Origin of the sequence: Rhodopseudomonas sp. BR0M22 (genome assembly GCF_010907035.1) — a bacterium.
Lineage (GTDB): Bacteria > Pseudomonadota > Alphaproteobacteria > Rhizobiales > Xanthobacteraceae > Rhodopseudomonas.
The window spans coordinates 16,504-34,247 of sequence record NZ_QUMK01000064.1 but is presented as its reverse complement, the minus strand read 5'-3'; the positions used below and the strand labels follow the sequence as shown (position 1 = coordinate 34,247).

Annotated in this window: 20 protein-coding genes and 1 pseudogene; 13 read left to right on the top strand and 8 right to left on the bottom strand. The window is 64.4% G+C overall.

Annotation, left to right across the window (positions count from 1 at the left end):
• Nucleotides 1-1,284 (bottom strand): DNA primase (gene dnaG, locus DY468_RS19155; RefSeq protein ID WP_164606369.1); only part of this gene is annotated, 1,284 nt, incomplete at its 3' end.
• A gap of 173 nt (nt 1,285-1,457) precedes the next feature.
• Here dnaG and DY468_RS19150 point away from each other — a divergent pair.
• The 3 genes from DY468_RS19150 (at nt 1,458) to DY468_RS19140 (ending at nt 2,718) form a co-directional block, all read left to right on the top strand.
• Complete coding sequence (locus DY468_RS19150; RefSeq protein ID WP_246701048.1) at nt 1,458-1,868, top strand: BrnT family toxin; 411 nt, start codon at nt 1,458-1,460, stop codon at nt 1,866-1,868.
• Nucleotides 1,810-2,124: a BrnA antitoxin family protein gene (locus DY468_RS19145; RefSeq protein ID WP_246701047.1), complete on the top strand. Its 315-nt coding sequence runs from the start codon at nt 1,810-1,812 to the stop codon at nt 2,122-2,124. Before DY468_RS19150 ends, DY468_RS19145 begins: the two co-directional genes overlap by 59 nt.
• Before the next feature lie 351 nt (nt 2,125-2,475).
• On the top strand, nt 2,476-2,718 hold the full coding sequence (locus DY468_RS19140; protein ID WP_164606368.1) for a hypothetical protein: 243 nt from the start codon (nt 2,476-2,478) through the stop codon (nt 2,716-2,718).
• 22 nt (nt 2,719-2,740) lie between these two features.
• On the opposite strand, the gene DY468_RS19135 is transcribed toward DY468_RS19140, so the two are convergent.
• On the bottom strand, nt 2,741-3,148 hold the full coding sequence (locus DY468_RS19135; protein WP_164606367.1) for a gamma-glutamylcyclotransferase family protein: 408 nt from the start codon (nt 3,146-3,148) through the stop codon (nt 2,741-2,743).
• A 162-nt stretch (nt 3,149-3,310) separates the two neighbouring features.
• Between DY468_RS19135 and DY468_RS19130 the strand changes: the two genes are divergently transcribed.
• Nucleotides 3,311-4,108, top strand: a complete 798-nt coding sequence (locus DY468_RS19130) for an N-formylglutamate amidohydrolase (protein WP_164606366.1) — start codon at nt 3,311-3,313, stop codon at nt 4,106-4,108.
• 128 nt (nt 4,109-4,236) lie between these two features.
• On the opposite strand, the gene DY468_RS19125 is transcribed toward DY468_RS19130, so the two are convergent.
• Nucleotides 4,237-4,854: a LysE family translocator gene (locus DY468_RS19125; RefSeq protein WP_164606365.1), complete on the bottom strand. Its 618-nt coding sequence runs from the start codon at nt 4,852-4,854 to the stop codon at nt 4,237-4,239.
• Nucleotides 4,855-4,981: 127 nt separating this feature from the next.
• Between DY468_RS19125 and DY468_RS19120 the strand changes: the two genes are divergently transcribed.
• The 3 genes and pseudogenes from DY468_RS19120 to DY468_RS19110 all read left to right on the top strand — a co-directional run bounded on the left by DY468_RS19120 (nt 4,982) and on the right by DY468_RS19110 (nt 6,314).
• Nucleotides 4,982-5,296: an ArsR/SmtB family transcription factor gene (locus DY468_RS19120; protein WP_164606364.1), complete on the top strand. Its 315-nt coding sequence runs from the start codon at nt 4,982-4,984 to the stop codon at nt 5,294-5,296.
• A pseudogene (locus DY468_RS19115) lies at nt 5,289-5,768 on the top strand (SRPBCC family protein). Before DY468_RS19120 ends, DY468_RS19115 begins: the two are co-directional and overlap by 8 nt.
• An 18-nt stretch (nt 5,769-5,786) precedes the next feature.
• Nucleotides 5,787-6,314, top strand: a complete 528-nt coding sequence (locus DY468_RS19110) for an SRPBCC family protein (RefSeq protein ID WP_164606363.1) — start codon at nt 5,787-5,789, stop codon at nt 6,312-6,314.
• 22 nt (nt 6,315-6,336) lie between these two features.
• On the opposite strand, the gene DY468_RS19105 is transcribed toward DY468_RS19110, so the two are convergent.
• Nucleotides 6,337-7,185, bottom strand: coding sequence for a DUF2189 domain-containing protein (locus DY468_RS19105; RefSeq protein WP_164606362.1), 849 nt, complete (start codon nt 7,183-7,185; stop codon nt 6,337-6,339).
• 593 nt (nt 7,186-7,778) lie between these two features.
• On the opposite strand from DY468_RS19105, the gene DY468_RS19100 reads away from it, so the two are divergent.
• Both DY468_RS19100 and DY468_RS19095 read left to right on the top strand, forming a co-directional pair.
• Nucleotides 7,779-8,804 (top strand): HlyD family secretion protein, encoded by a 1,026-nt coding sequence (locus DY468_RS19100; RefSeq protein WP_349644299.1) that lies wholly within the window; start codon nt 7,779-7,781, stop codon nt 8,802-8,804.
• A gap of 10 nt (nt 8,805-8,814) precedes the next feature.
• Nucleotides 8,815-10,395: a DHA2 family efflux MFS transporter permease subunit gene (locus DY468_RS19095; RefSeq protein ID WP_164606360.1), complete on the top strand. Its 1,581-nt coding sequence runs from the start codon at nt 8,815-8,817 to the stop codon at nt 10,393-10,395.
• A 230-nt stretch (nt 10,396-10,625) separates the two neighbouring features.
• Here DY468_RS19095 and DY468_RS19090 read toward each other — a convergent pair whose 3' ends face one another.
• The gene (locus tag DY468_RS19090) at nt 10,626-11,081 is read right to left on the bottom strand and encodes a GatB/YqeY domain-containing protein (RefSeq protein WP_164606359.1); all 456 of its coding nucleotides are present in this window, start codon (nt 11,079-11,081) and stop codon (nt 10,626-10,628) included.
• 164 nt (nt 11,082-11,245) lie between these two features.
• Nucleotides 11,246-11,950: an alpha/beta fold hydrolase gene (locus tag DY468_RS19085; protein ID WP_164606358.1), complete on the bottom strand. Its 705-nt coding sequence runs from the start codon at nt 11,948-11,950 to the stop codon at nt 11,246-11,248.
• A 148-nt stretch (nt 11,951-12,098) separates the two neighbouring features.
• Between DY468_RS19085 and carA the strand changes: the two genes are divergently transcribed.
• From carA to DY468_RS19070, 3 genes are all read left to right on the top strand, one after another.
• Nucleotides 12,099-13,292: a glutamine-hydrolyzing carbamoyl-phosphate synthase small subunit gene (carA, locus tag DY468_RS19080; RefSeq protein WP_164606357.1), complete on the top strand. Its 1,194-nt coding sequence runs from the start codon at nt 12,099-12,101 to the stop codon at nt 13,290-13,292.
• 194 nt (nt 13,293-13,486) lie between these two features.
• Nucleotides 13,487-14,008 (top strand): PaaI family thioesterase, encoded by a 522-nt coding sequence (locus DY468_RS19075; protein ID WP_164606356.1) that lies wholly within the window; start codon nt 13,487-13,489, stop codon nt 14,006-14,008.
• 39 nt (nt 14,009-14,047) lie between these two features.
• Nucleotides 14,048-14,572: a hypothetical protein gene (locus DY468_RS19070; RefSeq protein WP_164606355.1), complete on the top strand. Its 525-nt coding sequence runs from the start codon at nt 14,048-14,050 to the stop codon at nt 14,570-14,572.
• Between the two features lie 247 nt (nt 14,573-14,819).
• Here the strand turns inward: DY468_RS19070 and DY468_RS19065 are convergent, their stop codons facing one another.
• Nucleotides 14,820-15,347, bottom strand: a complete 528-nt coding sequence (locus DY468_RS19065; RefSeq protein ID WP_164606354.1) for a Dps family protein — start codon at nt 15,345-15,347, stop codon at nt 14,820-14,822.
• Nucleotides 15,348-15,629: 282 nt separating this feature from the next.
• Here DY468_RS19065 and DY468_RS19060 point away from each other — a divergent pair, with 282 nt between their 5' ends.
• A complete protein-coding gene (locus tag DY468_RS19060) occupies nt 15,630-16,325 on the top strand; it encodes a class I SAM-dependent methyltransferase (RefSeq protein ID WP_164606353.1) in 696 nt (231 codons plus the stop codon).
• A 217-nt stretch (nt 16,326-16,542) separates the two neighbouring features.
• Here the strand turns inward: DY468_RS19060 and DY468_RS19055 are convergent, their stop codons facing one another.
• Complete coding sequence (locus DY468_RS19055; RefSeq protein WP_164606352.1) at nt 16,543-17,652, bottom strand: ATP-dependent DNA helicase; 1,110 nt, start codon at nt 17,650-17,652, stop codon at nt 16,543-16,545.
• Nucleotides 17,653-17,744: the final 92 nt, after the last annotated feature.

Below are 17,744 nucleotides of genomic sequence, written 5' to 3'. Positions count from 1 at the left end.
GCCATAGCCGCCCGCCGGGGCGAACGCCGCCCGCAGCCGTTCGGCCAGATCCTGACGGTAATAGCGCCGAACCACCTCGTCCTGGATACCGTTCGACAGCTCGTTGATCCGCGCCTCCAGCGCCGCCCGGCGCTCGGGCGTGGCGAACAGGCCGCCTTCGGTCTCCCGCGCCCACAGCATGTCGGCGAGCGGACGCGCCGCGCCGATCACCTCCTCGACCGCCAGCCGGCCGCCGGCGCGAGCGAGATCGTCGGGATCCTGACCTTCCGGCAGCAGCGCAAAGCGCAGACTCTTGCCGGGCTTCAGATGCGGCAGCGCCAGATCGGCGGCGCGATACGCCGCCTTCTGTCCGGCCCGGTCGCCGTCGAAGCACAGGATCGGCTCGTCGGCCATCTTCCAGAGGTGCTGCAGCTGCACTTCGGTCAGTGCGGTACCGAGCGGCGCGACGGTGGCGGGAAAACCCGCGGTGACCAGCGCGATGACGTCGACATAGCCCTCGACCACGATCACCGAGCCGCCGTCATGGGCGGCCTTGCGGGCGGTTGGGTGGTTGTAGAGATTGTCGCCCTTGTGAAACAGCGGCGTCTCGGGCGAGTTCAGATACTTCGCCGAGACGTCCTTCTCCAGCGCCCGGCCGCCGAACGCGATCACCCGGCCGCGCAGGTCCAGAATCGGAAACATCACCCGGTCGCGGAATTTGTCGAACGGCACCGGGATATCAGGGCCCGCCGACAACAGACCGGCCTCGATCATGTCGGCGACCGGCACGCCGTGCTTACCGAGATGTTCTTTCAGCGCATAGCGCTCGTTCGACGCGTAGCCGAGGCGGAACTTGACCTGGGTGCCCGGCAGGATCGCACGATCGGCCAGATAGCCGCGGGCGCGGGCGCCGGCGCGCGAGGCGAGATTGTCGGCGAAGTACTTCGCCGCCAGCTCCATCACGTCGTACAGCGATTTACGGCGTTGGTCCTGCCGCGCCGCGTCCGGTGTCTGCACCGGCAGCGCGACTCCGGCCATCGCCGCCAGCCGCTCGACCGCTTCGGGAAAGTCGACGCCCTCGGTCTGCATCACGAAGTCGAAGATCGAGCCGTTCTTGCCGGAGGAGAAATCGAACCACGCCTGCTTCTCGTCATTGACGAAGAACGACGGCGTCTTCTCCTGCTGAAACGGCGACAAGCCCTTCCACTCACGTCCCGCCTTCTTCAGCTTGACGCGACGGCCGACCACCTCCGACACCGACAGCCGGGCTTTCAGATCGTCGAGGAACTGCGGCGAGAAACGCATGGGGCTCGGGATTGTGCGGGCTCAGGAAACAGCGCTCAACAAAAGCGCCAACGGACCATGGATATAGACCGGACGAACGTCGCGGCGAAGGGGTAGCGACTTGTCCCGGCTATCCACCGCGCCGGAGAACGCAATTTGCCCAACGAAGGGGAGTTGCACCTTCGTGGCTACAAATGTATATACAACACAACAAAGAAGAGGTTAAGTCGGAGGAAACGGCCGCGCTGGGCAGCGACAGCTCGCTACAACACGGAATCGAACCGATGAGAAACTCCTTCGACCTCGAATCCATTCTCGGATTCGAATGGGATGAAGAGAAAAGCCAACGGAATCTCGCGAAACATGGGCTCGACTTCGACGAAGCGAAGGAGGTTTTTTATGGCCCAATCCTACTTCGCAAGTCGGATCGCAACAGTGAGGAGCGATGGATCGCGATCGGAGTGACCTCGGGTCGGGTCGTCACGGTCATCTTCACCCGCCGCGGCGACAATATCAGGATCATTTCAGCGCGCCATCCGAGAGCCGATGAAGAAAGAGAATATCGTCACACGCAAATGGGGCGACCGGAGCAAGGGCAAGACTGACTGGGCCCGCTTCGATGCCATGACGGAAAAGGAGATCGCGGAGGCGATCGCTGACGATCCCGATTGGACTGGAGCAGAGGAAATCGACTGGTCCAAGGCTGAACTTGTGCTCCCGGCCAAGAAGAAGCCGATCTCGATCCGCCTCGACGAAGACGTACTGGACTTCTTCAAGCGCGACGGGGGCGGCTATCAGCGCCGGATCAATGCGGTGCTGCGCTCCTATATGGAACAAGTATCAAGGTCGAAGCGCGGATAGCGCCGGCCACCGCGCAAGCGGTCGCGCCCATCCTGATTAGTTTCGGATTGCACCACGGGAACGCTAAGCGCTCAACCACCTTAGCGGGAATAAAATTGGTTGCACACGCACGTCATCACCTCGCAATATTTCGCATTGCGGCATGGCAAATACCCCTGTAAACCCGCGCCAATTCGCGAGCGGAGCAGGTTTGATCCAGCTCATTGCTGCACCGCAAAAGCGGGACTGAACTACCGCACCCTGCACAATGCAGGGAAGTCGGGGGAGAACGATCAGCCAAGGCTCTGAGGGCTCATCCGCGTCGTTCCCGTCGTTTCTGGAATGCCGCGTTCAACGACAAGGAGCCAGATCATGGCTACGTGTACCCATTGCAATGCGCAGATGACGTCGCTCGGCATGGAAGTCGTCGACGGCGTGTACGAGATCCATTCCTGGAAATGCGACGACTGCGGCCATGTCCTCGACATCGCCACCGCTTCGGTCGAAGCGTATGACTTCCCCAGCTTCTGCCTTACCGAGCCCGGCGACCCGAACTGGCTGACGTTGCTGCCGCTCGCCGCCAATGCGCGGGTCGAACTGCACCTGACGGGCTAGGATTTCGGCGTCAGGGGCGATCTCAGCCGGAAAACGCCTCCGGCTGAAATCGCCCCGAGACGATCCGCGGCAATCGCGCCACGTCCCAATTGAAATAGTACACGAACGCGTCGAGTTCGGTTCCGCCGTCCAGCGTCACCTGGGCGATCTCGCGGCGGTACTCGGAACGCTGATCCGAAAGGCCGCAGCCTTCGTAATCATCGAGCTGCGCCAACACCTCGTCCACCCGGTGCAGACGGAACAACTCGCCGTGGACGCGCTCATCCGGATCGTCGGATGGCACTAGACCGGGGTAGCGCCGCATCAGGTACAGCCGGCCCGGGATCGCGGCCGTCCCGAGAAACTCGGCATTCGACGACAACAGCCGCGCCATCGGATGATCGTAGCCGCGCATCAGCGTGCCGTAGACGAACAGACGATCGGACATCATTCACCGCAACTTCAGCAAACCCGGCCGAAGCTATCGCAAATGCTGGCGGACTGTCATGTCCGGCTCGTGCCGGCAATGTTCAATCGTCTCGACGCCATGCCGGCGAATCCGCTACCGATTCGGCGGGGCTTGGACGACAAAGGTCGATAGGCAGGTCAGGTGATGGACGGCGTGCGCGATAGTTTCCTCAGCCTCGATGCCGGAGAGCCTCCGGTGATCGAGCGCAATCCGAACGGACAGTCCCCGTTCCTGCTGGTGTGCGACCATTACGGCCGCAGGATCCCGGCACAGCTCGGCGATCTCGGCCTGCCCGAAGCCGAGCTGTCGCGGCACATCGCCTGGGACGTCGGCATCGCCGGGGTCGCCGAGCGGGTGTCCGATGCGCTCGGCGCGCATCTGATCGCGCAACGCTATTCACGGCTGGTGATCGACTGCAACCGGCCGCCGAGCGCCGAAAGCTCGATTCCGCTGGTCAGCGAGGCGACGACCATCCCCGGCAATGACGGGCTCACCGTCGAGCACGCCGCCGAGCGGCGGCGGCTGATCTTCGATCCGTATCATCAACGGATCGAGGCCGCGATCGAGGACCGGCAACTGTCCGGGCAGCCGACCGTGCTGCTAGCGCTGCATTCGTTCACGCCAGTGTATCACGGCATGGCGCGGCCCTGGCATATCGGCACGCTGTATCAGGACTGCACCGTGCTGCCGCCGCTGCTGCTCGCCGAGCTGCGACGCGAGCCCGAACTGGTGGTCGGCGACAACCAGCCTTACGCAGTCTCCGACGGCACCGACTACACCATCCCGGTGCACGGCACCGCGCGCGGCCTGATCACCTCGGGCCTCGAAATCCGTCAGGACCAGATCGCCGACGAGGCCGGCCAAGTCGAATGGGCCGCGCGCTTGGCGCGGGTGCTGAGCACGATCGTCGACACGTTGCGGCAGCAGCAGGTGCTGTCGTAGTCGCCTGACCTGACCGTAAAGTCGCCACGTCATTGCGAGCCGAAGGCACAGCAATCAGCTAACGCCGAGCCCTCGTCTCTGGATGTCTCGGCCGTCCTCGCCTCCTCGCAAGGACGGAAAGAACGCCCTCACTTAGCCCGGCTGAGCGCCAGCCAGAGGCCACCGCCGATCATGAATCCGCCCGAGATCCGCGACAGCAACCGGGTGCGGTGGGCCGCGAACATCGTGCGGGCGCGGCCTGCCAGCAGCGCATAGATCGAATCCGTCATCGCCGCGACCACCATGAAGGTGACGCCGAGCAACGCCACCTGCGGCACCGTCTCGCGCTGCATGTCGACGAACTGCGGGATGAATGCGCCGAAGAACACCAGCACCTTCGGATTCGCCAGCAGCACGAAGAAGCCCTGCAAGAAAAACCCGCCGCGCGGCGGAGGCGGCGGCTGATCGGTCGACAGTCCCTCGACCGGCCGGCGGATCAGACCGATCCCGAGCCAGACCAGATAGGCGGCGCCAAGAAACCGCACCCAGTCGAACCAATAGCCCATTGTGGCCATCAGCGTGGTCAACCCAGCAGCCACCAGCCCGATCACCAACCCGAGCCCAAGCTGCGCGCCTGCGATGTTGAGCAGCGCCGCGCGCGTGCCGTGTCGCAGTCCGTTGGCGATCACCAGAGTCACCACGGGCCCAGGGAGCAGAGCCAGCACGATGCAGGCGCCGACATAGGTCAGGTAGGTTTCGAGAGACATCGCATCCCAATCCACACAGAGATTCTGCCGCCACCCTAGCAGTCCGGTTCCGGCGCGGCGACCGGCGAAAAGCCGCGCTGCTCGGCGCTCTTGACATGCAACCTTTTAGTTGCCTATCATTGCTGCCATGGACGAGGTCTTCAAAGCGCTGGCGGACGGTTCTCGGCGCGCTCTGCTCGATCGACTCCACGCTCGCAACGGGCAAACGTTGAGCGATCTCTGCGACGGTCTGGCAATGACGCGACAGGCCGTGACCAAGCATCTTGCGATTCTCGAAGCGGCCAATCTGGTCGCGACGGTCAAACACGGCCGCGAGAAGCTGCACTACCTGAACCCGGTGCCGATCCACGAGATCGGCGAACGTTGGATCAGAAAATTCGAGCGCGGCCGGCTCGCCGCCCTCGGCGACTTGAAACGCAAATTGGAGACGCGCGATGAGTAAGCCGGAATTCGCCTACGTCACCTATATTCGCACCACGCCGGAGAAGCTGTGGCACGCCTTGACCGATGCCGACTTCACCCGCCGCTATTGGATGGATTGCACGCTGCGCTCGGATTGGACCGCGGGATCGGCGATGACGATGGAGCGCGACGGCGAGATCAAGAACCGCTGCACCATCGTCGAGACCGATCCGCCGCGCAGACTGGCGTATGATTGGGTCTAGGTGTGGGATCCGGCGATGCGGCAGGAGAAGCCGTCGCGCGTCACCTACGAGATCGAACCGCAGGGCGAGCTGGTCAAGCTCACCGTCACGCACGAGAACTTTGCCGAAGGCAGCGCGACGCTGCCGAGCATCAGCTTCGGCTGGCCGATGGTGCTGGCGAGCCTGAAGAGCATTCTGGAGACCGGCCACCCGCTGCCGTTCGCGCCTCCGTCGCACGCGGCGGCGGCAGTCGCTCATGTGCCAGCGTAACACCAGACGGGGCCTCGCATGATCTCCGCCAAGAATTGGGTGCCGCAGACGGTCTACACGATCTACATCGCGGCGCCGGCCGAACTGGTCTGGCAGGCGCTGACCTCCGCCGAATTCAGCAGGGACTATTTCTCGGGCTTTGCGATCGAGATCGAGCCGCGCGTCGGCGGCGCACTGAAGTTGCTGGCGCCGGACGGCAGCCCACACATCACCGGCGAGGTCGTGGTGTGGAATCCGCCGGAGGCGCTGAGTATCACCTGGAATGTCGGTTGGCCCGGCCTCGTCGAAACACTCGGCGGCACCCTCGTCAGCTACACGATCGAGCCCGCCGGCGAGACCGTGAAGTTGACGATGACCGAAGCGCACGAGCGCCCGCTCGACGATGACATCCTGTCGGGCGGTCGTCAGGGATGGCCGGCAATCCTGTCGTCGCTGAAGAGCCTGCTCGAAACCGGGCGCGCACCGCGGATCGCGATGCAGCCACCGCTCCGGATGATCGCAGCGCTGCGGCGCGCCGGCATCGAGGTGCCGGGCGCGCCGGAGTAACCCGACACACCCGCCCGGCAAGTCAGCCCACGGCCGCGCGCTTCGGCATCACCACGACGTTGCTGGTTGCATCGGCATCTTCAGCAACGGGCAGCTCAGCCTCGACCGGCGCGACGATCTTGCGATAGAGGTGCCAGGTGGCATGGCCGAGAACCGGAAGCGTCACGACCAGGCCGAGGAAATACGGCAATGCCGACACCACGAGCAGCAGAACGATGGTCGCGGCCCATCCGATCATCGGCAGCGGGCTGGCCACCACCGCGCGGACGCTGGTGACCATCGCTGTGACGAAATCGACGTCGCGATCGAGCAGCAGCGGGAACGAGACCGCTGTCAGCGAGAACAGCACCAGAGCGAGCCCTGCCCCGACGCAATTGCCGACCGCGAGAAATACCAGCCCTTCATTGGTGGTGAGCACCGCCGAGATGAACTCCTGCAGGCTACCGAACGAAGCGCCGACGCCGAGGAACAGCGCAATCAGCAGTCGGACCTGATACATCCAGATCACGAACAGGAATAGCGTGACAAACGCCATCCAGCCGAGCTCGCTGCGGCTGCGCATCAGCCCGATGATCTGCAGCCAGGATGGCCTCGTCCCGGCTTCGCGCTGCCGGCTGACTTCATACAGCCCGAGCGCCACGAATGGTCCGATCAGCGCGAACCCGGCGGCGAGCGGATAGGCCAGATACACCATATGGAAGGCGGTGAGACAGGCGAGGATCAGGAGTCCGCCCACGGCATAGAACGCACCGAAGGCAAGACCATAAAGCGGCGCGGCCTGAAAATCGCGCAGTCCTTGTCCGAACGCTTCAGCAATGTCGGCGATCGTAATTCGCCGCACCACAGGATCAACCTTACCGGAGATCGACATGGTCGCTCCTCCCTGGTTCGTGGGCACCGAACGTTGTTAGTTGAGTGTATTAAGAACCGCACTTTTGCGACCGTCAATCACTTCGCGAAAACACGACGGCTGCCGAGTTGACGTGATGATTAGTTCCTCACTGCATCGCACAACTAATTCGCATCGCAACAGGGACGAAACGAGCGACTTATCCTGTCGTTTCCGGCAATTTTCCGGCTCCGGCAACAACGGCAGCCTGTTTGCGGTGTCCAGGCGGCCGGGCTTTCACACCCCCGTGATCATGTAACCCTGCGCGCCGCGCCAAAGCATTCCGCTGCCTCGACCTTCGAATCGCGGAGCAAGTCGTTTTGAGCGAACCTCGTCTGCAGTTTCGCGATGGAACTTTGTTGTGCACCGCGGTGTTGGCGATCGTGGCGTGGCGATGCCGCGCGCAAGAGCGTTTTCCGATGAATACCCTCGATAGCCCCGCCTCCGCAGGCTCCGATCTCGCCGATCCTCAGCCGTCGCCCTCATCGCCTCGCGCTCGTTCTCGGGTCGTCGAGCCCCCCGCCGAGCAGCGCCGGGACCAAGATGACGATCAACAAGACAGCCGGCCGGGCGGCGTGAAGTCACTGATCGGCCGGCATCCGATCGCCGCGATTGCGGTCGTAGTGCTGATCGTCGCCGCGCTCGGCGGCGGGATTGCGTGGTGGCTGCACGCCCGCAACTTCGAAACGACTGACGACGCCTTCATCGACACCCGCTCGGTGCTGATCAGCCCGCAGGTCACCGGCGCCATCACCCAGGTCGCCGTCACCGACAACGAGGTCGTCAAAGCCGGTCAACTCCTGGCCAAGATTGATCCGCGCGACTATCAGGCCGCGGTCGATCAGGCGGCCGCGCAGATCCAACAGGCACAGGCGTCGATCGACAATTTCACCGCGCAGATCGCAGCCCAGAAGGCGCAGATCGATGCCGCAGCCAAACAGGTCACCGAGGCCCAGGCGGCGCTGAAATTCTCCGGCGAGGAGAACCAGCGCTATCAGGATCTCGTCGACAATGGCGCAGGCACGGTGCAGCGCGCCCAGCAGGCACAGTCCGATTTCACCTCCAAGAAAGCCGCGCTCGACGCCGCGGAGGCCGCGCAAGTCGCGGCGGAACGCCAGATCGACGTGCTGCGCGCGCAGCGGGAATCCGCGCAGGCCCAGCTCCGGGCCGCGCAGGCGCAGAAGGAAACCGCCGACATCAATCTGCAACGCACCGAACTGCGCGCACCGACAAACGGCCGGATCGCCAAACTGACGGGCGCAGTCGGCGCGCTGGCCTCGTCCGGTCAGTCGATCATGGTGCTGGTGCCGCTCGACGTCTGGGTGACCGCCAACTTCAAGGAAACTCAGCTCCAGCACATGAAACCCGGTCAGCCGGTCGAGATCACCGTCGATGCCTATGGCCGCAGCTTCAAGGGCCATGTCGGCAGCATCCAGGCCGGCAGCGGCACCGCTTTCAGTCTGTTGCCCGCGGAGAACGCCACCGGCAACTGGGTGAAGGTGGTGCAGCGCGTGCCGGTCAAGATCACGTTCGATCAGCGCCCCGACATCGAGCTCGGCCCGGGCATGTCGGTCGAGGTGAGCGTGACCGTCAAACCTTGAGTACACAGCGATGGCGGATGCCGAAGCCGTAGGCGAGTATGGCAATTCCCCCTGGGGGATTGCGGTTCTGGTGTCGGTCGCGACCTTCATGGAGGTGCTGGACACCACCATCGCCAACGTCGCGCTGCGCTACATCGCCGGCGGCCTCGCGGTGTCGAACGATCAGGCGTCGTGGGTGGTCACCACCTATCTGGTGGCGAATTCGATCGTGCTGTGCGCGTCCGGCTGGATCGCCGAGATGTTCGGCCGCAAGAACTTCTTCATCGTCTGCATAGCGCTGTTCACGCTGTCGTCGTTCCTGTGCGGCATGGCGTGGAGCCTGAACTCGCTGCTGCTGTTCCGCCTGATGCAAGGGCTCGCCGGCGGCGGCATGACGCCGGTGGCACAATCGATTCTCGCGGCGGCGTTTCCACCGTCCAAGCGAAGCCAGGGCTTCGCGCTGTACGGCATCGCGGTGGTGGTGGCTCCGGTCGTGGGGCCGACGCTGGGCGGCTGGCTCAGCGACAACCTGTCGTGGCACTGGTGCTTCCTGATCAACGTGCCGGTCGGGCTGGTGTCGTTGGTGCTGATCTATCTGATCATTCCGGCTTCGGAAGCACAGAAGAAGGCGCGCGCCAAATTATGGGCCAAGGGACCGAATTTCGACGTGATCGGCTTCCTGCTGGTGGCGACATTCCTCGGCTCGCTCGAAGTCGTGCTCGACCGCGGCCAGGTCGAAGACTGGTTCTCGTCGAGCTTCATCGTCACCTTCGCGGTGGTGTCGGTTCTATCGCTGCTGCTGTTCGTGCCGTGGGAAATGACCCGCAAGACGCCGCTGATCGACATCAAGATGCTGACCGGCCGGCAATTCGGGAGCTGCTTCATCATCATGCTGGCGACCGGTGCGCTGCTGATCGCGACCACGCAGATCCTGCCGCAACTGCTGCAAGCGCTGTACGGCTACACCGCGACACTGGCCGGTCTGGTGATCTCGCCGGGCGGCCTGGTGACGATGGTGATGATGTTGATCGTCGGGCGCCTCGGCAAGGTGCAGCCCCGCTGGCTGATCGCGATCGGCGCGGCGATCTGCGCCGGTGCGATGATCGACCTGACATGGCTCTCGCCGGGCGCCGATTTCTCGTATTTCGCGTGGTCGCGGATGTATCTCGGCGTCGGCCTGCCGCTGATCTTCATTCCGATCACCACCGCCTCCTACGACGGCATTCCGGCGTCGAAGACCGACCAGGCTTCTGCGCTGATCAACCTCGCCCGCAATTTCGGCGGCTCGATCGGCGTCTCGATCAGTCAGACCGTGCTGGCGCAACGCGAACAGTTTCACCAGAGCCGGCTGGTGGAGAACATCGGCTCGTGGAATCCGTTCTTCCACAGCACGCTGGCCCAACTCGAAGCCTATCTGAAGAGCCAGAACGCGACCGGCAACACCGCCGGCACCGCGATGGCGATGATCGGCGAGACCGTCAGCGCTCAGGCGTCGTATCTGGCCTATATCGACGTGTTCGTCGCCCTCGCCGCCATCGCTTTGCTGATGATCCCGCTCGCGTTGTCTCTGCGCAGCGTCGATCGTAGCGCCAAGCCGGCGATGGGACACTGAGGCCTGCGACCGGATTGAAAGACGGCGGCCGGGCGTTCCGATAGCGACTTCCTCATTACGAGCGAAGCGAAGCAATCCAGCCCCACGCGCGGAGCATGGATTGCCTCGTCGCGACGCTCCTCGAACGAGGTCGACCTCGTGCACAGCGCGCTACATCGCCCCGCCCTTGCGGAGAGAGGTTACGCAGTGCACGTGGTGAGCACCTTCGAGCTGCGCAACGCGAACGCGAACTAACCCGTCAGCGCCGCTTTGACCATGCCGCTGGCCTTGCCGAAGTCCATCTGGCCTGCGTACTGCGCCTTCAGGGCGCCGATCACCTTGCCCATGTCCTTGATGCCGGCGGCACCGGTCTCGGCGATGATGGCGGCGATCGCGGCCTTGACCTCGTCGTCGGACATCTGCTGCGGCAAGTAAGCCTGGATCACAGCGATCTCGGCGCGCTCCTGGTCGGCGAGCTCGGCGCGGCCGCCCTGATCGTACAGCGCGACCGATTCCTGACGCTGCTTGATCATCTTTTGCAGCAGGCTGAGCAGATCGCCATCGGAAAGCGGCGGCTTGCCCTGGCCGCGGGCTTCAATGTCGGCGTTCTTGATGGTCGAGTTCACCATCCGCAGGGTCGACAGCTTGCGCTCGTCCTTGGCCTTCATCGCCTCTTTCACGGCGGTGTTGATGTCATCGCGCAGCATGTCGGGCTCCTTCGCATCTTGGACGGGACCGTCATTGCGAGCGAAGCGAAGCAATCCAGCGCTCCGCATGCGGGACTCTGGATTGCTTCGTCGCTGCGCTCCTCGCAACGACGAGGAGACGGTTTTCGGGCCTGATGTAGGCGGTTCGGCCGCCTGAAACAACTCTAGTTCCGCAGCCAGTCCGCGAGCGCGGCGGCGGTGGCGGCGGACTGCTCGATCTGCGGCAGATGCCCACAATCGTGAATGATCGTCAGCTTGGCGCCTTTGATCCCGTCCGCCATCTCGTGCGACAGGCTGTTCGGGATGGTCGAGTCGCTGTCGCCGGAGATCACAAGGGTCGGGCAGCGGACCGTGCCCAGAGTGGGCCGTGAATCGGCGCGGGCGATGATCGCCCGCTGTTGGCGGACGAAGCCGGCGGCGCCGACGTCGTCGCCCATATCGTGGACGATCCTCTGCAGCGCGGCGTCCTCGCGGCGTGACGGGTGAACAAAGCCGGGATACAGCTCGTCCAGCACCGCGTGCAGCCGACCGGCCTCGGCTTCCCCGATCTGCCGGGTGCGGCGCTCGGTGGCTTCCGGACTGTCGGGCCGGGCCTGGGTGTTGATCAGCGCCAGCTTGGCGACCCGGTCCGGCGCCTGACGCATGATCTCGAACGCGATGTAGCCACCCATCGAGTGCCCGGCGAGCGCGAACCGCGCCGGCGCCTCGGCGAGGATTCGCCGGGCGATCGCCGCCATGCTGTCGTCGCGGATGTGGTTGGCGACCGTCACCGGTGAGCCGCAGGCCCATAGCGCGGGGAGGATCGGGGCGTAGATCCGCGGCGAACCCGCCAGACCGGGCACCAGCACCACCGGCAATGATGTGTCCATTCCACCTCTCCCCGCGCACGATTCTGCCCCTGCGCCCGCCGCGGAGCCTAGGACAGCCAAATTCCCTGTCAAATCTCGTCCAAAAGCGAACAATTGGACGGGTTGGCCACTTTGACGTCGGCAGCGCCCGCGACTATGTAGTGCGCTCATGACCAATTCAGCATCCCATCCCGCTTGGCCGGACCACAAGCCGACCGCGCTGCTCGTGCTCGCCGATGGCACCGTGTTCGAGGGCTTCGGCCTCGGCGCAGAGGGCCACGCCGTCGGCGAGGTCTGCTTCAACACCGCGATGACCGGCTACGAGGAGATCCTCACCGATCCGTCCTACGCCGGGCAGCTCATCACCTTCACCTTCCCGCATATCGGCAACGTCGGCACCAACGACGAGGATATCGAGACGGTGAACATGGCGGCGACGCCGGGCGCGCGCGGCGTGATCCTGCGCAGCGCCATCACCGACCCGTCCAACTACCGCTCCTCGAAGCACCTCGACGCCTGGCTTAAGGCGCGCGGCATCATCGGCCTGTCGGGCATCGACACCCGCGCGCTGACCGCGCTGATCCGCAGCAAGGGCATGCCCAATGCGGTGATCGCGCATTCGCCGAGCGGCGAGTTCGACCTGCACGCGCTGAAGGAAGAAGCGCGCGAGTGGCCGGGCCTCGAAGGCATGGACCTGGTGCCGATGGTCACCTCCGGCCAGCGCTTCACCTGGGACGAAACGCCATGGGCGTGGGGCGAGAGCTTCGGCCGGCAGGAGAGCCCTGAGTTCAACGTCGTCGCGATCGACTACGGCATCAAGCGCAACATCCTGCGGCTGCTCGCCGGCGAAGGCTGCAAGGTCACCGTGGTGCCCGCCACCACCTCGGCCGAAGACATCCTGGCGATGAAGCCGGACGGCGTGTTCCTGTCGAACGGCCCGGGCGACCCGGCCGCGACCGGCACATACGCGGTGCCGGTGATTCAGAAGGTGATCGAGACCGGCGTGCCGACCTTCGGCATCTGCCTCGGCCACCAGATGCTCGGCCTCGCGCTCGGCGGCAAGACCGTGAAGATGCATCAGGGCCACCACGGCGCCAATCATCCGGTCAAGGATCTCACCACCGGCAAGGTCGAGATCACCTCGATGAACCACGGCTTCGCGGTCGACAAGACCACCCTGCCTGGCAACGTGCAGCAGACCCATGTGTCGCTGTTCGACGACAGCAATTGCGGCATCGCGCTGGCCGACAAGCCGGTGTTCTCGGTGCAGTATCACCCCGAGGCGTCGCCCGGCCCGCAGGACTCGCACTATCTGTTCCGCCGCTTCGCCGATCTGATGCGCGCGAAGAAGGCTGCGGCCTAAGCCTTCCATTTGTTCGACGAGTCATTCCGGGGCGCTCGCGCAAGCGAGCGAATCCGGAAGCTCGCGCGCATAACAAACCTCGGGATTCCGGGTTCGCCGCTGCGCGGCGCCCCGGAATGACGGGGCGGCGCCCACTGGCGCACCGGCCGCTGCTTTGGTATGATCGACATCATCCCATCAGAAGGAGCACCGCCATGGACGCGCGCAGCGACAAGACCACCGAATACGGCGTAGTGCCGATGGAGGTGATGGCGTCGATGTCGGGGCTCGATTTCGTGCGCGGCATCTTTGGCGGCACCCTGCCGCAGCCGCCGATCATGCAGACGGTCGAGCCGTTCGACTGCACCGCCGACGCGGGCGAGATCGTGATGCATTCGGTGCCGACGCTGCGCCACTACAACCCGATCGGCTCGGTGCACGGCGGTTACGCCGCCATACTGCTGGATTCAGCGATGGGGCTCGCAGTGCAGAGCATGCTGAAGGCCGGCCAGGGCTATACCACGCTGGAATTCAAGATCAGCTTCGTGCGCGGCATGAGCGCCGACAGCGGCGTGGTGCGCACGGAAGGCCGCACCTTCAACGTCGGGCGCCGCGCCGCCACCGCCGAAGCCCGTATTCTCGATAGCAACGGCCGGATGCTGGCGCACGCCACGACGACGTGCCTGGTGTTCGACCTGCCGCGCACGGAACCAAAAGGAACTACGTCGGCGGCGTGACGTTGTCCCGGCGTGATCAAATCCAACGCCGGAGACCTCATGTCGCTCGCCCGCGACCAGATCAAGCCGCTGCTCCACCGCTTCGACGACGATGGATTGATCCCCAACAATCCTATGCCGCTGCTGCTGTACAAGCGTGCCGTGGACATCGCGGGCGGCCATCCGGAACAGGCGATCGAGGATCTGTTCGAAGCCAATGGCTGGGGCGAACATTGGCGCAATGGCATCTACGATTATCAACACTATCACGCGACCGTCCATGAGGCGCTCGGCGTGGCGCGCGGTCGAGCGCTCGTGCTGTTCGGCGGCGAACAGGGCGAGGCGATCGAATTACGCCCCGGCGACATCGCCGTGCTTCCGGCCGGCACCGGTCACAAATGCGTCTTCGCCAGCCACGATTTTCGAGTGGTCGGTGCATATCCGCCAGGCGCAACCATGCAGGTGACGCGGCCGACCCCGGACAATTACCGCAGCGCGCTGAAAACCATTCCAGAAGTGCCGCTCCCGGAGACTGACCCGGTGTTCGGCAAGGACGGGCCGCTTCCGACACTTTGGCGGAAGTAAGCGCCGCTTTTCAGAAGTTCGCAGACGCTCCCATTCACCACTCCCCGCACGCGGGAGAGGTCGGATCGCGAAGAAATCCGCGTGAGGAGGCGCCTCCGCGAGGCCGAGAGTCTGAAAAGTCGAAGCAGCTTCTCAGTGCGCTTGTCGACCCTCACCACAACCCTCTCCCCGCGAACGGCGGGGAGAGGGAGTTCGCAGCGCTTGAGTAAGTTCTTTTCTCAAATAGGCTCGTCTCGAGCCCTCTCCGTTACGCCTCGTTGGCACCTTCCTGGCGAGTGGCTTCGAACAGGAACCAGGTGCGCTTTTCGGTTTCGTCGATGTAGTTCTCCAGCAGACCGGCGCTGGCCGCATCCTTGCACTCGTCGACGATCTCGTGCGCCTTGCGCATCGCAGCAGCGACCTTCTTGTTGTCGTTCATCAGCTCGCGCAGCATCTCGCGCGGCGGAACGTAGTCGTCGTTGTTGTCCTGGATGGTCTGCAGCTTGGAGATGTGGCCGATCGACCGCAGCGTTGTGCCGCCGACCTTGCGGACGCGCTCGGCGAGCTCGTCGGTGGTAGCCAGGATCTGCGCTGACTGTTCGTCCAGCAACAGGTGATAGTCGCGGAAGTGACGGCCGCTGATGTGCCAATGGAAATTCTTGGTCTTCAGATACAGCGCGAAGGAATCGGCCAGCAGGCCGTTCAGGGCGGTCGAGATCTTGTCCACCGCCTGCTGCGGCAGATCGGTCGGGGTGTCGAGTTCAGGGGCGACGGGGGCGGATTTGGATTTGGTCACGATATTTGTCCTGCGGTGATGCGGTTGACGGCGAAGGGGCGAATGCAACGGTCAGGCGGGGTGGCAGCGGCCCGGCCCATCCAAGCGGTTGGCAAAATCGTCGTCTTGGATGTTTCGGCTGTGCATTGGTGTTTCCCGCGAAACACGTTAGACCCCTCGACAACGCGTGGCGTGCGGTGGCGTTCCATAGATGGAACAGCTATGCAAAAGCCGCGTGCGCTGCACCGATCGGCCCCGGATGGCCGCGTTCGGCCTGGTTTCGGCGGGTTTCGAGGTCACCGGATGGACGACTGGATCGACTATTACGACTCCACCCACACGATCTATGTCAGCAATCGCCATCGTGACGTGCATTTTGCCGAAATCGCTCGCGACATCACCGGCTACATCCCGTCCCCTGGCGCGGTGGTGCTGGATTATTCCTGCGGCGAAGCGCTGTCGGCGCCGAGCATCGCGGACTCCTGCGGCAAGCTGATCCTGGCCGAGCCCGCCCCCGGGGTGCGCGGCCGGCTGATCGCCCGCTACGCGCTCAACACAAAGATCCGAGTGCGATCGCTGGACGATCTGCGCACCATGCCGGACGGCTCGGTCGACCTGGTGGTAATGAATTCGGTGGCGCAATACATGACGCCGGCCGAACTTGATCAAGCCTTCGCGGTGATCCGGCGCCTGCTGTCGCCGCCCGGCAGCCTTGTGCTCGGCGATATTCTCCGCCCCGAGGTCGGGATGCCGCGCGACGTGCTGGCGCTCCTGCTGATGGCGCGCCGTCATGGCTTCCTGAAGGATGCGCTGTGGGGGCTGGCGAGGACCGCGCTGTCCGATTATCGGGAACTGCGAACCAAGATCGGCCTGCAGCGCTACAGCGAGGCCGAGATGCTGGCCAAGCTCACCGCCGCCGGCTTCACCGCCCGCCGCGCCGAGCACAACATCGGCCACAATCCGTGGCGGATGACGTTCGTGGCGACCAAGGCAGAGTAGCCGACTGATCGCTGCTACTCTGCCTGCTCACTGCCTGGGGCGCCCTCACCCCAGCCCTCTCCAGCAAGCGGGAGAGGGAGTGCTCAGTGCCTGGGGTAGGTCATTGTTCTTGCGCGCCCGCTTTTTGCGCACGGCGTCGCCGCGCGCACGGCGAGCCCCCTCTCCCGCGAGCGGGAGAGGGTTGGGGTGAGGGCGACGCGGAGACGGCCTCGCTTTGCTACACTACAACGCTCAGCCGCTTCGCTGCCCTGGTGATGCCGGTGTAGAGCCAGCGGGCGCGAGAGTCCTGGAACGCGAAGCTTTCGTCGAACAGCACGACGTCGTCCCATTGCGAGCCCTGCGACTTGTGCACGGTGAGTACATAGCCGTAATCGAACTCGTCGTAGGGCTTGCGTTGATCCCAGCTGATATCCTCGATGCCGCCGGCGAAGCACTCGTTGCGCACCGAAACCTTAGTCAGCCGGCCGCCGAAATCCTCGTCGGGCGTCACCCGCAGGGTGATGATCTTGGTCTTGATCGGCGAGCGTGATTTCACCCGCCACAGCCCGCCATTGAACAGCGCCTTCTTGCGGTTGTTGCGCAGGCACACCAGCTTGTCGCCGCCGACCGGAAACGGGTCCTCGATGTTCAGCCGCTGCCGGAAACGCGCGTTGTAGGCACGTCGGGTGTTGTTGCGGCCAACCAGCACCTGATCGGCATCCATCACCCGCTGCGGATCGAGCTGATCGCGGCTCACCACCTCGGTGTCGCCGTAGCGCCCGCGCTCGAGTCCTCTGCCCTCGCGCACGTCCATCGACAGCCGCACGATCGGATCATCCTGCGCCTGGCGATGCACCTCGGTCAGCATCACGTCGGGCTCGGCATTGGTGAAGAAGCCGCCGCCCTGAATCGGCGGCAATTGCGCAGGGTCGCCGAGCACGAGCAGCGGACAGTCGAACGACATCAGGTCGCGGCCCAGTTCCTCGTCGACCATCGAACACTCGTCGATCACGATCAGTTTGGCCTTGGAGGCCGGCGCGTCGTCCCACAGCTCGAAGCTCGGCTGCTCGACGCCGCTCTCCTTGGTGCGATAGATCAGCGAATGGATGGTGGAGGCGTCGTCGCAGCCCTTGTTGCGCATCACCAGCGCCGCCTTGCCGGTGAAGGCGGCGAACTTCACCTCGCCCGACACGCCCTCGGCGATCTCGCGCGCCAGCGTGGTCTTGCCGGTACCGGCATAGCCGAACAGCCGGAACACCAGCGGCGTACCGTTGCGGCCGGGCTTGGCCTTCAGCCAAGCGCCGACGGCTTTCAAAGCCTCGTCCTGAACAGGGGTGAAGGTGGTCATCTTGCTCGCGGATGAATCGAAGGCGAGGCCAGCCCCGCTACGATTCGCACGCTAGCTGTTCGTGCCGCCAGTGCAAGCCGGCGAACGCACCG

Excerpts from the sequence above, each read along its gene's own strand:
- DY468_RS19150 (WP_246701048.1), top strand. The coding sequence starts at position 1,458 with ATGTATATACAACACAACAAAGAAGAGGTTAAGTCGGAGGAAACGGCC.
- DY468_RS19145 (WP_246701047.1), top strand. The coding sequence starts at position 1,810 with ATGAAGAAAGAGAATATCGTCACACGCAAATGGGGCGACCGGAGCAAG.
- DY468_RS19140 (WP_164606368.1), top strand. The coding sequence starts at position 2,476 with ATGGCTACGTGTACCCATTGCAATGCGCAGATGACGTCGCTCGGCATG.
- DY468_RS19135 (WP_164606367.1), bottom strand. The coding sequence starts at position 3,148 with ATGATGTCCGATCGTCTGTTCGTCTACGGCACGCTGATGCGCGGCTAC.
- DY468_RS19130 (WP_164606366.1), top strand. The coding sequence starts at position 3,311 with ATGGACGGCGTGCGCGATAGTTTCCTCAGCCTCGATGCCGGAGAGCCT.
- DY468_RS19125 (WP_164606365.1), bottom strand. The coding sequence starts at position 4,854 with ATGTCTCTCGAAACCTACCTGACCTATGTCGGCGCCTGCATCGTGCTG.
- DY468_RS19120 (WP_164606364.1), top strand. The coding sequence starts at position 4,982 with ATGGACGAGGTCTTCAAAGCGCTGGCGGACGGTTCTCGGCGCGCTCTG.
- DY468_RS19110 (WP_164606363.1), top strand. The coding sequence starts at position 5,787 with ATGATCTCCGCCAAGAATTGGGTGCCGCAGACGGTCTACACGATCTAC.
- DY468_RS19105 (WP_164606362.1), bottom strand. The coding sequence starts at position 7,185 with ATGTCGATCTCCGGTAAGGTTGATCCTGTGGTGCGGCGAATTACGATC.
- DY468_RS19095 (WP_164606360.1), top strand. The coding sequence starts at position 8,815 with ATGGCGGATGCCGAAGCCGTAGGCGAGTATGGCAATTCCCCCTGGGGG.
- DY468_RS19090 (WP_164606359.1), bottom strand. The coding sequence starts at position 11,081 with ATGCTGCGCGATGACATCAACACCGCCGTGAAAGAGGCGATGAAGGCC.
- DY468_RS19085 (WP_164606358.1), bottom strand. The coding sequence starts at position 11,950 with ATGGACACATCATTGCCGGTGGTGCTGGTGCCCGGTCTGGCGGGTTCG.
- carA (WP_164606357.1), top strand. The coding sequence starts at position 12,099 with ATGACCAATTCAGCATCCCATCCCGCTTGGCCGGACCACAAGCCGACC.
- DY468_RS19075 (WP_164606356.1), top strand. The coding sequence starts at position 13,487 with ATGGACGCGCGCAGCGACAAGACCACCGAATACGGCGTAGTGCCGATG.
- DY468_RS19070 (WP_164606355.1), top strand. The coding sequence starts at position 14,048 with ATGTCGCTCGCCCGCGACCAGATCAAGCCGCTGCTCCACCGCTTCGAC.
- DY468_RS19060 (WP_164606353.1), top strand. The coding sequence starts at position 15,630 with ATGGACGACTGGATCGACTATTACGACTCCACCCACACGATCTATGTC.
- DY468_RS19055 (WP_164606352.1), bottom strand. The coding sequence starts at position 17,652 with ATGACCACCTTCACCCCTGTTCAGGACGAGGCTTTGAAAGCCGTCGGC.